The 14,341-nt window shown below is 62.6% G+C and carries 18 protein-coding genes; 12 read left to right on the forward strand and 6 right to left on the reverse strand.

Annotated elements, in window-relative coordinates:
• Positions 1 to 68 precede the first annotated feature (68 nt).
• The 6 genes from MF606_RS15050 to MF606_RS15075 all read left to right on the forward strand — a co-directional run bounded on the left by MF606_RS15050 (position 69) and on the right by MF606_RS15075 (position 4,478).
• A complete protein-coding gene (locus MF606_RS15050; protein ID WP_240230160.1) occupies positions 69 to 941 on the forward strand; it encodes an AraC family transcriptional regulator in 873 nt (290 codons plus the stop codon).
• A gap of 221 nt (positions 942 to 1,162) precedes the next feature.
• Entirely contained in the window at positions 1,163 to 1,633 is a 471-nt protein-coding gene (locus tag MF606_RS15055; RefSeq protein WP_240230161.1) for a MaoC family dehydratase, read from the forward strand.
• Positions 1,630 to 2,187: a MaoC family dehydratase gene (locus MF606_RS15060; RefSeq protein ID WP_240230162.1), complete on the forward strand. Its 558-nt coding sequence runs from the start codon at positions 1,630 to 1,632 to the stop codon at positions 2,185 to 2,187. The genes MF606_RS15055 and MF606_RS15060 overlap by 4 nt, the downstream gene beginning before the upstream one ends.
• Positions 2,188 to 2,219: 32 nt before the next feature.
• Entirely contained in the window at positions 2,220 to 2,564 is a 345-nt protein-coding gene (locus tag MF606_RS15065; RefSeq protein ID WP_240230163.1) for a hypothetical protein, read from the forward strand.
• A 362-nt stretch (positions 2,565 to 2,926) separates the two neighbouring features.
• Positions 2,927 to 3,946, forward strand: a complete 1,020-nt coding sequence (locus tag MF606_RS15070; protein WP_240230164.1) for a TerC family protein — start codon at positions 2,927 to 2,929, stop codon at positions 3,944 to 3,946.
• Between the two features lie 355 nt (positions 3,947 to 4,301).
• Complete coding sequence (locus MF606_RS15075; RefSeq protein ID WP_240230165.1) at positions 4,302 to 4,478, forward strand: hypothetical protein; 177 nt, start codon at positions 4,302 to 4,304, stop codon at positions 4,476 to 4,478.
• Positions 4,479 to 4,520: 42 nt separating this feature from the next.
• Here the strand turns inward: MF606_RS15075 and MF606_RS15080 are convergent, their stop codons facing one another.
• Positions 4,521 to 5,126, reverse strand: a complete 606-nt coding sequence (locus MF606_RS15080) for a TetR/AcrR family transcriptional regulator (protein ID WP_240230166.1) — start codon at positions 5,124 to 5,126, stop codon at positions 4,521 to 4,523.
• A gap of 137 nt (positions 5,127 to 5,263) precedes the next feature.
• On the opposite strand from MF606_RS15080, the gene MF606_RS15085 reads away from it, so the two are divergent.
• The 3 genes from MF606_RS15085 to MF606_RS15095 all read left to right on the forward strand — a co-directional run bounded on the left by MF606_RS15085 (position 5,264) and on the right by MF606_RS15095 (position 7,505).
• Entirely contained in the window at positions 5,264 to 6,475 is a 1,212-nt protein-coding gene (locus MF606_RS15085) for an MFS transporter (RefSeq protein ID WP_240230167.1), read from the forward strand.
• Positions 6,476 to 6,619: 144 nt separating this feature from the next.
• Positions 6,620 to 7,012 carry a VOC family protein gene (locus MF606_RS15090; RefSeq protein WP_240230168.1) on the forward strand — a complete coding sequence of 131 codons (393 nt, stop codon included), beginning with the start codon at positions 6,620 to 6,622 and terminating at the stop codon, positions 7,010 to 7,012.
• An 88-nt stretch (positions 7,013 to 7,100) separates the two neighbouring features.
• A complete protein-coding gene (locus MF606_RS15095; protein ID WP_240230169.1) occupies positions 7,101 to 7,505 on the forward strand; it encodes a GFA family protein in 405 nt (134 codons plus the stop codon).
• 160 nt (positions 7,506 to 7,665) lie between these two features.
• Here the strand turns inward: MF606_RS15095 and MF606_RS15100 are convergent, their stop codons facing one another.
• From MF606_RS15100 to petA, 5 genes are all read right to left on the reverse strand, one after another.
• Positions 7,666 to 8,199, reverse strand: coding sequence for an adenine phosphoribosyltransferase (locus MF606_RS15100; protein ID WP_240230170.1), 534 nt, complete (start codon positions 8,197 to 8,199; stop codon positions 7,666 to 7,668).
• A 24-nt stretch (positions 8,200 to 8,223) separates the two neighbouring features.
• The gene (locus MF606_RS15105) at positions 8,224 to 8,418 is read right to left on the reverse strand and encodes a hypothetical protein (protein ID WP_240230171.1); all 195 of its coding nucleotides are present in this window, start codon (positions 8,416 to 8,418) and stop codon (positions 8,224 to 8,226) included.
• Positions 8,419 to 8,646: 228 nt separating this feature from the next.
• The gene (locus MF606_RS15110) at positions 8,647 to 9,522 is read right to left on the reverse strand and encodes a cytochrome c1 (RefSeq protein WP_240230172.1); all 876 of its coding nucleotides are present in this window, start codon (positions 9,520 to 9,522) and stop codon (positions 8,647 to 8,649) included.
• A gap of 17 nt (positions 9,523 to 9,539) precedes the next feature.
• The gene (locus tag MF606_RS15115) at positions 9,540 to 10,790 is read right to left on the reverse strand and encodes a cytochrome b (RefSeq protein WP_240230173.1); all 1,251 of its coding nucleotides are present in this window, start codon (positions 10,788 to 10,790) and stop codon (positions 9,540 to 9,542) included.
• Positions 10,791 to 10,804: 14 nt separating this feature from the next.
• Positions 10,805 to 11,329 (reverse strand): ubiquinol-cytochrome c reductase iron-sulfur subunit, encoded by a 525-nt coding sequence (petA, locus tag MF606_RS15120; RefSeq protein ID WP_275693090.1) that lies wholly within the window; start codon positions 11,327 to 11,329, stop codon positions 10,805 to 10,807.
• Positions 11,330 to 11,563: 234 nt separating this feature from the next.
• Here petA and MF606_RS15125 point away from each other — a divergent pair, with 234 nt between their 5' ends.
• The 3 genes from MF606_RS15125 to MF606_RS15135 all read left to right on the forward strand — a co-directional run bounded on the left by MF606_RS15125 (position 11,564) and on the right by MF606_RS15135 (position 14,341).
• On the forward strand, positions 11,564 to 12,034 hold the full coding sequence (locus MF606_RS15125; protein ID WP_240230175.1) for a tRNA (cytidine(34)-2'-O)-methyltransferase: 471 nt from the start codon (positions 11,564 to 11,566) through the stop codon (positions 12,032 to 12,034).
• A 233-nt stretch (positions 12,035 to 12,267) separates the two neighbouring features.
• Complete coding sequence (hemF, locus tag MF606_RS15130) at positions 12,268 to 13,164, forward strand: oxygen-dependent coproporphyrinogen oxidase (RefSeq protein WP_240230176.1); 897 nt, start codon at positions 12,268 to 12,270, stop codon at positions 13,162 to 13,164.
• Position 13,165: 1 nt separating this feature from the next.
• Positions 13,166 to 14,341: an AAA family ATPase gene (locus MF606_RS15135; RefSeq protein WP_240230177.1), complete on the forward strand. Its 1,176-nt coding sequence runs from the start codon at positions 13,166 to 13,168 to the stop codon at positions 14,339 to 14,341.

The following is a 14,341-nucleotide window of genomic DNA, read 5'->3' on the forward strand; positions in this document are numbered from 1 at the left end:
TGGTTTATTGCTTAGCCTTTTGCCGGCGAAAGCTGCTACAGAAAGCTTGTGCGTTTCAGGGTAATTTTGTGCTCTCTCAGCTCCTCGACTACGGCCACAAGGTCCGCGTGCTGACACTGCCCAAGAGCAGTGTGCCTCTCCATTGCATGGCGATCAGCGCCGGCTACGAGCAGCGTCTCAACGAAGTCTACACCTGGGACGGGCTGCAGCGCGGCACGGCGCCATTTTTGGTGATCCAGCACACGCTGGTCGGCGAGGGGCGGCTCGATTTTGCCGGCACACAGTATCGGCTGACGCCGGGCCAGACCATGGTGCTGAGCCTGCCGCACGCGCACCGCTACTGGCTGGAGCGCGGGCAGCGTTGGGAATATTTCTGGACGGTGCTGAATGGGCGCGAGGCGCTACGATTGGCGCGCGAGATCATCGATGCGGCAGGCCCGGTGGTAACCCTCCCGCAAGCGGTGATCGATCGCATGGCGGCGGCATGTCTGACGCTGATCGACCGGCCGGACATTACGCCCGGAGAGGCGTCGAGTGCTGCCTATGCCAACATGGCGGCGCTGCATGATGGCGTGTTCGGCGCCGATATGGTGCCGGGGCAGGCCCTGCCGCCCGCGATTGCCCGGGTGGTGGCCCATATCGATGCCAATCTCACCGGCTCACTGCAGGTGGATCGCCTGGCGGCGGTCGCCGAAATGAGCCGTGCGCATTTCGTTCGTCAATTCGGCGCAGCCACGGGGATTGCGCCGTCGGATTTCGTGCTGGAGCGGCGCATCGAGCGGATCGAGCGCCTGCTCTTGGCGACCGACATGAGCGTCGTCGCCATCGCCGCGGCGACCGGCTTTGCCGATGCCAACTACCTGGCCAAGGCGTTTCGCCGCAAACGCGGCATGGCTCCGCTGGACTATCGGAAGAGCGGGCGGTTGGCGACAGGGACTTAGTGTGCGGGTTCCTTTCTCACCCACACACCGTCGATTCCCGCGGACTTGATCCGCGGGTCTCTCGTCCCTTTTGCCGCGTTGAGAGTGACCGCGGATCAAGTCCGCTGGAGGCGACTGTGGGTGTGCTAGATCTCAGAGGATCACCATCAAGCTCGCCAAATCCGGGTTGCCAACAGGGCCCAAAAAGCGCAAAACCCTTGCTTGACGTATAGGGCAAGCAAATGACCAATCCTGTCACCAAGGACCGGCGCCATTTCGAGGATCTGGCGGTCGGCGAAGTCATCGATCTCGGCCGGACCACGGTCAGCCGCGAGATGATCATCACCTTTGCTCGCGAGTTCGACCCCTTCCCCTTCCATCTCGACGAGGCAGCAGCCAAAGCCAGTCTTTTGGGCGGCTTGGCCTCCAGCGGCTGGCAGACCGGGGCGCTGAGCCTGCGCATGCTGGTGGACAGCTTCCTCAGCAAACTCGCCTCGGCCGGTGGATTGGGCTTTTCCGATCTCAAGTGGAAGAACCCCGTCATGGTGGGCGACACCATTGGCGGCACGGTGACGATCGCCGAACTGCGACGCTCGGGCAGCCACCCGCAATGGGGCATCATGACCCTCGACTTCGACGTGCGGAACCAGAAGCAGCAGCCGGTGCTGACCATGCGGCTGTCTAACCTCATCGAGACCAGGAGCGCCGCATGACCCGCTGGTTCGAGGATATCGTCATCGACGAAGTGTTCGATCTGGGCAACCACACCTTTGGCGAGGCAGAAATCATCCGCTTCGGCACGCTCTACGATCCGCAGTATTTTCACGTCGATCCGGAAGCAGCCAAGCACAGCCACTTCGGCGGTCTAGTCGCCAGCGGCTGGCACACGGTCAGCGTCGGTCATCGCAAGATGGTGGACGCGCTGTTTGCCGAGGAAGAGCGCCTGCGTGGCCTGGGCCGGGAGCCCGGCGTCTCCGGTCCGTCGCCCGGCGTCAATTCGATGGATTTCAAGGTGCCGGTGCGCCCCGGCGACACCGTGCATTACGAGCTGGTCGTGACCAGCAAGCGCGCCTCCAACTCGATTCCCGGCTGGGGTCTGCTGTTCAACAAGCTCACCGCCGTCAACCAGCATGGCGACCTCGTCTACGAGGCTGATCTCGTCGGCTTCTCCAAGCTGCGCGACTACAGGATGCCGCTCAAGCTCAGAGTGTTGCTTGCCCTCACCAAAGTGCCGGTTATCGGCCCCTTGCTGCAGCGCGCCTCTTGAAAGCGTATCGGCACCCCGGCACTCTCTGTGCCATGCGCCGAATCGCCCTCATCGCCAGTCTTCTTGCCCTCTCCGCCACCCCGACTTTCGCCCAGAATTTCGAGGGCAACTGGGGTTGTCGCGACGCGACCGCCAGCAAGGCCGGCATTCTCACCATCTATGGCAGCGTCTATGGCTTTGCCTCGACCACGCCGGGCGATGCGTCGTCGGGAACCGGCACTATCACCGGCTACCAGGATGGCGTCGGCTTCAACGACGGTGGCCTCAAGGCTACGCGGGCCATCCAGGCTGGGCGGATAGTACCCGATCCGAATTACGGCGTGGCCATCCAGCTCGAGACGTCGGACGCCATTGTGATGCTCTGCACGCCGCGCTGAGCAGCTAGCTCATCCCTCACAGGGCCAGCGTTAATTCGGACGCCCTCGCATATATCCACGGTGTCATCCAGGCGAAGGCCGGGATCCATGTCCGCATGGCGCCCAGGACGCTGAGTTTGCGGTGGCCGCCCGACATGAATTCCGGCCTTCGCCGGAATGACATAGTGGTTGGATCACAGGTCCAGGGCAGGCACTCTCCCCGGAAGCAGCCGTCACAAAAAAGCGACATTCGGTCACTCCCCGCTTGAACTTTCCAGCCAATCAGGCATTTTGCATGTGCGGCGCCGGGCCCCTCTGGCGAGGACGACTTATGTCCTCGTGATGTCGGAGCTGCTCCAAACTTCATGGAGAAAGGTCCGGCGATGGAATCGCTTCTTGCCGCCCTTATGGGCGATTTTCTCGGTACTCCCGTCTATTTTTGGGTCGCGTTCATCGCGCTCGTCATCGGCTTGCTGGTGTTCGACCTTGGCATTTTGCACAAGGACGAACACGAAATCGGGGCTCGCGAGAGCCTGACGCTCTACGGCTTCTACGTGTTGATCGCGATCGCCTTTGGCGGCTGGGTCTGGTGGCAGCGCGGCTCGGAAGCCGGGCTCGAATTCTTCACCGGCTACCTGATCGAACAATCGCTGGCGATGGACAACATGTTCGTCATCGCCACGATCTTTGGCTTCCTCGCCATCCCCCGCATCTATCAGCACCGCGTGCTGTTCTGGGGCATTCTGGGCGTCATCGCCTTCCGCGCCATCCTGATCGGCCTCGGCGCGGCGCTGGTCTACCAGTTCAACTGGATCCTGTTCGGCTTCGGCGCCTTCCTGGTGTTCACCGGCTTCCGCATGTTCCGCCATCAGGACGAAACCCCTGACATCGAGCACAATCCGGTCTTCCAGTTCCTCACCAAGCGCTTCCGTGTCACCAAGGAGCTGCATGGCCGCAACTTCACGGTCAAGCAAGCCGACCCCAAGACCGGCAAGCTGGTGACCTGGCTGACGCCGCTGGCCGTGGCGCTGATCATGGTTGAAGTCGTCGACCTGATCTTTGCGGTCGACTCGGTGCCGGCCGTGTTCGCCGTGACGCAGGATACCTTCATCGTCTACACCTCGAACATCTTCGCCATTCTCGGCCTCCGGGCGCTCTATTTCGCCCTCGCCGCCGCGATGAACCGCTTCCGCTATCTACAGACGTCGCTCGCGATCATCCTGGTGCTGGTTGGCATCAAGATCTTCCTCGTGCCGCTGCACATCCACATCGACACGCTGCTGTCGCTGCTGGTGACGATCTCGATCCTGGCCGGTGGCGTGATCTTCTCGCTGTACAAGACGCGCAACGAGCCCGATATCGGGGCCGAACAGGCCCCGAAAACAGGGCAACTAGAACCCTGACGGGAGGAGATTGCGGGCCGGCGCTTGACGCCGGCCCGTTGATTTTTTAGGTTCTGCCCGTTTCCAAGATGAGGTCCTGCACCGAAATGAACTGAGAACTTGCCCCGGACGCCCGAGAATCCGCCGTTCCGCGCCTGCGCGTGACCGGAAGATTGTGGATGCCGTTCAGAGCGAGATCAGATTCAGGTGCGCGTCTGCCCGACCAATGGGCAACCCGGCTCATCCTCTCCCCCTAGCGGCATCCCGGCATCCGACCAAAACCACGCTTCATCGCGCGGCGCTTTGCGTTGCGCCCGGTTTTACAACCCTGCCGCCCGCGTTGAGAACGCCGGCAGGGATGACGGAAGGCTTTGCTATGCCAAAGAACATGTTCCAACGCCCACAACAGGTCACCCACTCGCATAATGTACCGCGCCACGGCGCGCCCATTCCGATGCGAAAGGTCGAAGCGCGCAAGATTGCCCAGCCCAAGCAGGAGCCGACCATGTCCCTGCCGGAACTGGAGGCCCTGCTCAAATCGGCCCGTAACTGACCAGTTGGCCCGGCGCTTCGGCGCCGGGTCAACGACGGCCGGTTACGGAACCGGCCTGTCGCACAACAGGCCCTCGACCAGTTGGCGGTAAGCGGCTGACGCGCGTTGCGAGGCGGCCTGCGGGTCGTCGGTAGTTGCGATCCATTGGGCGGCATAGCTGGACGCGCCGGTCACCAGGCGGGCCGTGGCCTCGAAGTCGATGTCGGCGCGGATTTCTCCTGCCGCCACGAGGCCTTCGAGGCTCCTGGTCATGGCGGTGATACAGCCGCTGGCGGTTGGCCAGGCCGCGGGGTCACCGAGCACGGCCGGACCGTCGCGCAGCACGATGCGCCGTATTTCCGGCTCCAGCGCCATCTCGATATAGCCGATCCCCTCCTGGACAAAGCTTTCCCACAGCGTCGGCGCCTTGGCGGCGCGCACCTTGAGGCGCTCGGTCATCTCAGCATCGATCTGGCCGATCACGGCCTCGAGCAACCCCTTCTTGTCACCGAAATGGTGATAGAGCGCGCCGCGCGTCAGCCCGGCTTCCGCGGTGAAATCGTCCATCGAGGCTTCGGCATAGCCCACCGTTGCAAAAGCCCTTCGCCCCGCGGCAATCAGCTTGGCACGGGTTTCGGCGATCATTTCGCTGCGGGGTCTATGGGCCATCGGGAACCATCCTGAAATTTTTCACATACGTCACGCATGCCAATTGACATACGAAACGTATGTGATTACCTGAGTTGGCATACGCCACGTATGTAATCCATTTAAGTGGCGCATGATCCAATGTCTAGGAGGCTATCATGCCCAATCCATACCAACAGATATTCCGGGCTCCGGGAGCCAAGGGATTCGCCGCCGCCGGCTTCTTTGCGCGCATGCCTATCGCCATGGCCCCGATCGGCATCGTCGCCATGCTGTCGCAGACGCATGGCGAGTACTGGCTCGCCGGCGCCGTATCGGCAACGTTTGCACTGACCAATGCGCTCGTGGCGCCGCAAATCTCCCGCATCGTCGACCGACAGGGCCAGGCGCGAGTGCTGCTGCCGACCGTCATTATCTCGATTGTGGCATTCACCGTGCTGATCGCCGCCGCCAACCAGGATTGGCCGGCCTGGATGCTGTTCGCATCTGCCATCGCCGCAGCGATGATGCCGAGCTTTCCCGCCATGCTGCGCGCACGCTGGGGCGAGCTGTTCCGCGACCGGCCCGAGCTCAACACCGCATTCGCCTTCGAATCGTCGGCCGATGAACTGGTCTATGTCGCCGGCGCGTCGCTATCGGTGGGACTGAGCGTGGCACTGTTCCCCGAAGCCGGACTGGTGGTCAGCACTGCGCTGCTGGCAGTGGGCGGCCTCGCCTTCATCGCCCAGCGCAAGACCGAGCCGCGCGTGCGGACCGGCAGCGAAATCTCGACCCAGTCCGCCTTCTGGCTGCGGCCGGTGCAGATCATCACGCTGGCTTTGGTGTTCATCGGCGCCATCTTCGCTACCGCCGAGGTGAGCGCGGTTGCCATCACCGAAGAACTGGGACAACCGGAAGCCGCGAGCCTCGTCATTGGCGTCTATGCCGTGGGCTCGTTCGTCGTGGGCCTGGTGGTCGGCGCACTGAACCTGCAATTCCCGCTGCAGCGGCAGTTGGCCGTTGCTGTCAGCTTCATCGCCGTGACCACGGTGCCGCTGCTGCTGGTGGATACTGTGCCGCTTCTGGCCGTGGCTGTGTTCGTCAGTGGCGTCGCCATCTCGCCAACCTTCATCACCGCCTTCGGGCTGATCGAACGGCTGGTGCCGCAATCCATGCTGACCGAGGGCATCACCTGGGTGATGACAGGCATCGGTATCGGCATGGCGTTCGGCTCGTTCGCGGCCGGCTGGGTAGTGGATACCTATGGCGCGGCCAACGGCTTCTGGGTGTCGGTCATCGCGGGGGTGCTAGCCCTGCTCACCGTGCTGCTCGGCCAGAAGGTGCTGGGCGGCGGCCGCGTGGCCGAAATGGTCACCCAGCCCGCCGAGTAGCGCGGGTCACTTGGCAGTCCGGCCACGCGGCTGAGAGTACAGCCTCAAGTTGTGGCAAGACTGGGCGTCGCCTTATGCAGGCGGTGCCCAGTCTTGCCGCAATTGCGGTCTAGCCAGATTGTTAACGACAAGAAGGAGACGACCATGGGGAAGATCCACGAGATCGTATTCGACTGCGGCAAGCCCTCGAGCCTCGCTGCTTTCTGGGTTGGCCTGCTCGATGGTTATGCCATCCGTGCCTATGACCAGGCTGAGATCGCACGCTTGGCGGCGCTGGGCCTGACGCCCGAAACCGACCCGACCGTGATGGTGGACGGCCCGGGCCCATCCATCTGCTTCCAGAACGTGGAAGGCCGGCGCTACGACAATAATCGCGTCCATTTCGACATCGAGGTCGGCGACCGGGCCGGCGAAGTCGAACGGCTGAAAGAAGCCGGCGCTGAGACGGTCCGCGTTCTGCCCACTTATACTGTCATGCGCGATCCCGAAGGCAACCAGTTCTGCCTCGTGGATCGTCGTGAAGCCATCGCGGCCTGAAACTCCGTACAGAGCACGCCGACGCTGCTGACAATGCCTGTCAGGACGGGCACGATAGGGCTTGGAAACGACCAACTCGGAGCCAACAATGACCCTCGTCGCCTCCTGCCATTGCGGCGCCACCAAAATCGAACTGCCCGACACTCCGGCTTTTGCCAAGGAGTGCAATTGCAGCTATTGCGCCCGCACCGGCGCAGTCTGGGGCTATTACCAGCCTGGCGCCATGAAGTTTATCGCCAATGACGGCGAGAAGACCTATTCGGCCAGCGACGGCATGAACCAGCACCATTTCTGCGGCAATTGCGGCATGCAAACCTGGGGCGATTCCCCGGACTGGGCTTCGATCTACAACAATGACGGCACGCCCAAGGATGGGTTCACACCCGGCAGCATGCCCACCGAACGCACCTATGCGGTCAACCTGCGGCTGATCGACGACCTCGATTGGTCGTCGCTCGCAATCGAGAAGGTGGATGGGCGGAGTAGCTGGTAGGACGCGTCGTACGTCACACAGACCCTTCCCATGCACAATCGCTTCCCTCGGGCTTGACCCGAGGGCCTGTCGCCGCTTGTGCCGTGTTGAGAATGGCCCTCGGGTCAAGCCCGAGGGAAGCGCCGATGGGTGGGGGACATTGGGACCACCGCCGCAACGGCTAATGCCCCTCGAAGGCGATCAGCGCTGTCACCTCGACACCTTCCGCCTTGAGTTTGGCGGCCCCGCCCAAATCGGGCAGGTCGATGACGAAGGCCGCCTTGGTCACCGTGGCGCCGGTGCGGCGCAACAGGCCGACGGCGGCGATGGCAGTACCGCCCGTGGCGATCAGGTCGTCGACCAATAGCACGGTATCGCCGCTATCCAGCACGTCGGCATGTATCTCGATCGTGTCGACGCCGTATTCGAGCGCATAGTTCTGCCCGATGGTCTCGCCGGGCAGCTTGCCCTTCTTGCGGATCGGGATGAAACCCACTCCCAGCGCGATGGCCACGCCGGCGCCGAAGATGAAGCCGCGCGCCTCGATGCCGGCGACATGGGTAACGCCCTGCCCCCGACACGACTGCGCGATGCGCTCTATGCTTTCCTTGAACCCCTCGGGGTGCTCGATCAGGGTAGTGATGTCACGAAACAGGATACCCTTCTTGGGATAGTCCGGAATCGTGCGCACGAGGGCTTTGAGGTCGAGCGGCATGGCAAACCTGGTTGGTCGACGGGATCAGGGAATACGCCGGCCAACCAGATGCCGGGCGATCACGCCCGCATTGTAGGCAGCCGAGCGGGTGACGTTGATCGCAGTCTCACGCGCCTTGGGATTGTTCGCCACGGCGCGCACGCCGGCCCGTACCACAGGATGGCGGCTCAGGGTGATGGCAGCGCCGACCACGGTCACGGCAATGCGGATGGCGGACATGTCGGCTCCCTCGGCGCACCTGATTTGCGTATCGCCTCATATTGCGGTCCCCGCCGCGAATGGCAAGAGGTTGAAGCGCGCGTGATGGCACAAACGAAAAAGGGCTCCCGAGGGAGCCCTTGATTGATCGAGTTTGGTGGAGCGTCTGGGCCCTGCGAGCTTAGCTCTTCGGGCCTGACCATTTAAAATCGCCCCATCGGGGCGATTTTGCCGCGCAGCGGCCGATGATCAGTGCTCGATGCCCTGCCAGATGCGGCGCTTGGTGGCCCACATCAGGCCGGCAAACACCACCAGGAACAGCAGGACCTTGAAGCCGGTTTCCTTGCGGGAAACCAGGCCCGGCTCGGCCATCCACATCATGAAGGCGGAAACGTCGGTCGAGTACTGCTGCACAGTCTCAGGAACAGCTTCCTGACCCTCGGCGACAGTGTAAGTCACCTGACCGTCCTGCAGCGGCGGGGCCATGCTGATGGCGTGGCCTGGGAAGAAGTCGTTGTAGTACTTGCCTTCGGGCAGCTCGAACGGCGTGCCGTCGGCATTATGCGGCGCCGACTCCGGCACTTCCTCATGGTAGCCGTTCAGCAGCGCATGGATGTAATCCGGGCCGCCTTCCGAATAGCCGGTGAAGTAGTTGGCGATCCACCACAGGCCGCTTTCCTTGATGCCACGGGCCTTGGCCAGCACCGAGAAGTCAGGCGGAAGGGCCCCGCCATTGGCGTCCTTGGCATCCTGCTCCGTCGCGAAGGGCGACGGCCAGCGATCGGCCGCTACGCCGGGACGAACGCCGCCATCGGCGTTGATGTCAGCGATCTCATATTCAGCGGCCAGTGCCTTGACCTGCTCTTCGGAGAAGCCGGGGCCGCCCTCTTCCGACAGATTGCGGAAGGCGATGAGGCGCGCGCTATGGCAGCTCGAGCAGACTTCGCGGAAAATCTGGAACCCGCGCTGAAGCTGGTTCTGATCGTAGGTGCCGAAGATGCCGGCAAACGACCAGCTTTGCTTCTCGACGGCAGGGCCCGTGCTTTCGGCCGCCTGGGCAGCCGGCATACCGGCAAGCCCGGTGACCAGCGCCAGAGCGACAAGGATAGTCTTGGTATTGAACATGGTTCCTATCCCTTCCGTCACGCGTGCGCTTTGCCGAGAACGCTCTCGGAAATGCTGGTCGGCAGCGGCTTGGGCGTCTCGATCCGACCCAGCACCGGCAGAATGACGATGAAGTGCAGGAAGTAGTAGGCCGTACAAATCTTGGACAGGATCACATAAATCCCTTCCGCCGGCTGCGCACCGAGATAGGTCAGGCCAATGAAGTTGATCACGAACAGCCAGTAGAACCACTTGAACATCGGGCGGAAGTTGCCCGAACGCACCTTGGATGTATCCAGCCACGGCAAGAGGAACAAGATCAGGATCGAGCCGCCGAAGAAGATGACGCCCAGCAGACCCGAGTTGATGAACAGCAGGTTGAAGTCGATGGCGCGCAGGATCGCGTAGAAGGGCAGGAAGTACCATTCGGGCACGATATGCGCCGGCGTCACCTGGCTATTGTACTGAACGTAGTTATCCGGGTGGCCCAGGATATCGGGTGCGAAGAAGATGAACCACGCGAACGGAATCATGAACAGCACCATGCCGAACGCGTCCTTCATCGTGTAGTACGGATGGAAGGGCAACGTATCGCGGCTGTCCTTGACGTCGACGCCGGTCGGGTTGTTGTTGCCGGGCACGTGCAGGGCCCAGATGTGCAGCGCCACCACGGCCGCGATCACGAAGGGCAGCAGGTAGTGCAGCGAGAAGAAGCGGTTGAGCGTGGGGTTATCCACGGTGAAACCACCACGCAGCAATTCCAGCAGCGGCGTACCGATGATCGGAATGAAGCTGAAGATATTGGTGATCACCTGCGCGGCCCAGCCAGACATCTGGCCCCAGGGCAGCACGTAGCCCATGAAGGCGGTCGCCATCATTAGCAGGAAGATCAGCACGCCCAGGATCCACAGGATCTCGCGCGGCGCCTTGTAGGAGCCGAAATACATGCCGCGGAAAATGTGGATATAGACGGCGGCAAAGAACATCGAGGCGCCCACGGCGTGGGTTGCTTGGATGATGCGGCCACCATTGACGTTGCGGCGGATATGCTCGACCGAGTCGAAAGCCAGCGCCACATTGGGCGTATAGTGCATCGCCAGGATGATGCCGGTGACGATCTGCACCGCAAGGCACATCACCAGGATGGCGCCGAAAGTCCACCAATAGTTGAGGTTCTTCGGGGTGGGGAAGTCCATCAGGTGCTCTTTGGAGAACCGGATGATCGGCAGGCGTTCATCGAGCCACTTCTCGATGCCGGTGCCGGGCGTGTAAGTCGAATGTTCTGACATCGGAAAAGCCCCCACTAACCGATCTTGATCAGCGTATCGCTGACGAATTCATACGGCGGAATGATCAGGTTGGTCGGCGCAGGGCCCTTGCGGATACGGCCGGCCGTATCGAATTGCGAACCGTGGCACGGGCAGGACCAGCCATCGAACTCACCCGCTTCGCCGATCGGAATGCAGCCCAGATGGGTGCAGTTAGCGAGCATGACCAGCCACTGCTCGTGGCCTTCCTTGGTGCGGGATTCGTCGGTCGCCGGATCCTTGAGCTCGCTGAGAGGCACAGCCTTGGCTTCAGCGATCTCGTCGGCGGTGCGGTAGCGCACAAAGACCGGCAGGCCGCGCCACATGATGGTCACCGACTGCCCTTCTTCGATGCCGTCGAGGCCGAATTCGATGCTGGCGAGGGCCAGCGTCGAAGCATCGGGATTGAGCTGGTTGATCAGCGGCCAGACCGTGGCGGCGGCGCCGACAGCGGCGACTGCTCCGGTCGCGACAAACAAGAAATCCCGCCGGTTTTTTGGATCTTTATGGTTATCGGCCAAGGCCCGTATCCCCGTACAATGCACATCCAACGCGGCCGGCAGTGGCAAACCATTTCACGCATAAGCGGAATCGGCAGCCGACCACCCTCAAGCGGCCCGTCAGTTGGGGTTCTTTTTGCACTGTCCCAAGCGCTTGTCCAGTGATCCGCACGGTGACATCAAACAACTGCGACACTATACCCGGCTCAGCCGCGCAAATGCGGCCTGCCACCCGCAAAAGCCCGTTGGAAAACCATGCCGGTCGATCTCGCCCTCTACCAACCCGACATCGCCAACAATACCGGCACCCTGATCCGGCTGAGCGCGTGCCTGGGCACCACGATCCACATCATCCACCCCACCGGCTTCGCCTTCTCGGCCAAATCCCTGGCGCGGGCCGGCCTCGACTATGTGGATCATGCCAGCGTGCGCGAGCACGTGAGCTGGAGCCAGTTCGATGCCTGGAGACGATCCGAACAACGCCGGCTGGTGCTGCTGACCACTAAAGCAGAAACCTCGGCCTATGCCACCGCCTATGGGCCAAACGACATATTGATGGTTGGCCGCGAAAGCGCTGGAGTACCTGACGCGGTTGCCGAAGCGGCGGACCTGCGCATCCGCATTCCAATGCGGGACGGCTTGCGCTCGATCAATGTGGCGCTGGCGGCAACGCTCATCCTGGGCGAGGCAAAAAGGCAGACCGACGGATTTGCCGGTCTGCTGTAGGGCCTCACTGGGCCAGGAAGGCGTTGGCGCAGTCCGTCGCAGACTTCGTGGCCTTCAGGGTGGTCAGCATCTCCCTGAACATCACCACCACCTCCAGCACCTAACTATATGGCTATGCTCAAGCGTTGATATTATCGGGCGGGAAATCCGTTTGCGCTGGATCAACGCACAACCTGCCGTCGTGGCTATGTTGACGGGAGAAAAACCCGGACCGAAGGGTTTACAGGGCTCACATGACGGTTCATTTCACTGACACCATGACACTTCCAGACGATATCGCGGCCAAACAGGCCACAGCCCAGGCCTGGTTTCGCGCGCTGCGCGACCGCATCTGCGCTGCATTCGAAGCCATTGAAGCCGCAGTTGAGGGGCCAAACGCCCACATGCCGCCCGGCAGGTTCGAGCGCACGCCTTGGGATCGCGCGACAGGCGGTGGCGGCGAAATGGGCATGCTGCACGGCCGGGTGTTCGAGAAAGCGGGCGTCCATATCTCGACCGTGCATGGCGAGTTCTCTGCCGATTTTGCCAAGCAGATGCCGGGTACCGAGGAGGGGGCAAGCTTCTGGAGTTCGGGAATCTCGCTCATCGTGCACCCTTGGAACCCGCATGTTCCAGCGGTGCATATGAACACGCGCATGATCGTCACCGGCAAGCAATGGTTCGGCGGCGGCGCGGACCTGACACCGGTACTGGATCGGCGCCGCACCCAGGACGATGCGGACACCGTGGATTTCCACGCAGCTATGCGCGCGGCCTGCGAAAACCGGCCCGGTGTCGACTATCAGCGCTATAAGGAATGGTGCGACGAGTACTTCTTCCTGGCGCATCGCAACGAGCATCGCGGCATTGGCGGCATCTTCTACGACCATCACAATTCAGGCGATTGGGACGCCGATTTTGCCTTCACTCAAGCCGTGGGCGAAGCCTTCCTCGGGATTTATCCCGAGCTGGTGCGGCGCAATTTCGAGACGCCGTGGACAGAGGCCGATCGGCACGAGCAATTGGTGCGGCGCGGGCGCTATGTCGAGTTCAACCTGCTCTATGATCGAGGCACGACATTCGGTCTCAAGACCGGCGGCAACGTGAACTCGATCCTGTCGTCGATGCCGCCGGAAGTGCGCTGGCCCTGACATGACCCTCACCGCCGTCGAGATCATCGGCTATCGCTCGATCCGCAAGATCCGGTTTCCGGTGCGGCAATTGACGGTGCTGGTCGGCGGCAATGGCGTGGGCAAGACCAACCTCTACCGCTCGCTTGAACTGTTGCAGGCGGCCGCTCGCGGCACACTGGCCGACGAGATCGCTCGTGAGGGCGGCCTCGGCTCGATCTTCTGGGCCGGCGGTAAGAATCTCAGCCCTGACGGCGACTTCGATCCGATGTACCGCACCGATGGCTATCGCAAGGGCGAGGGCCACAGCCTGCGGCTGGCGGCGAGCTTTGCCGATCTCGGTGACGGCAGCTTCGACCCCACCTACCGGCTGGAAGTGGGCTTTGCCAGCAAGGAGGCCGTGGCCGCCTTTCCCAACGAAGCCCAGATCAAGACCGAAAGCCTCGACTGGCAGCAGCGCGGCAGAACGGTGAGCCTGATGGACCGCAAGGGCGGCATGGCCTGGGCCCGCGATGCCGAAGGCCGGCGCGAAGTGGCCAATGATGACATGCTGGCCAGCGAAACGGCCCTGGCGGCGCTGTCGGGCCGATCGGAAATCGCCTTGGTGCGCGATTCTCTGATCGCCTGGCGCTTCTTCCACGGCTTCCGCACCGATGCCGAATCGCCCCTGCGCCGGCCATCGCGCGCGGTGACTTCGCCCTCACTGGCCTCCGACGGCAGCAATCTGGGCGCCGTGCTGGCGACCCTGCACCATATCCGCGGCGACCGGATCGACCTCGACCGGGCCATCGAGGACGCTTTTCCCGGCGCGGAGCTGGTTATTCCCGAGGTCGGGGAATTCGCCAGCTTCGGCATGCGCTATACCGAAATGCCCAAGCGGGTGTTTCAGCCGCACGAACTGTCCGACGGGACGCTGCAATTCCTCGCTTTGGCAGGCGCCCTGCTCTCCTATCGCCTGCCGCCCTTCATTGCCCTCAACGAGCCCGAAAACAGCCTCCATCCCAGCCTGCTGCCCATGCTGGCGCGGCTGATCGTCAAGGCCGCCGAGCGCAGCCAGGTCTGGGTGGTCACCCATGCCCGCGAGCTGGCCGACGCCATAGCGGCAGAAAGCGGCACGCTGCCGCGCGAAGTCACCCGCGACGACAACGGGACCTGGCTGGAAGGCCTGAACCAGATCGGCGAGTTCGCCGACGAGTGA

It is taken from the genome of Devosia lacusdianchii (assembly GCF_022429625.1).
GTDB lineage: Bacteria > Pseudomonadota > Alphaproteobacteria > Rhizobiales > Devosiaceae > Devosia > Devosia lacusdianchii.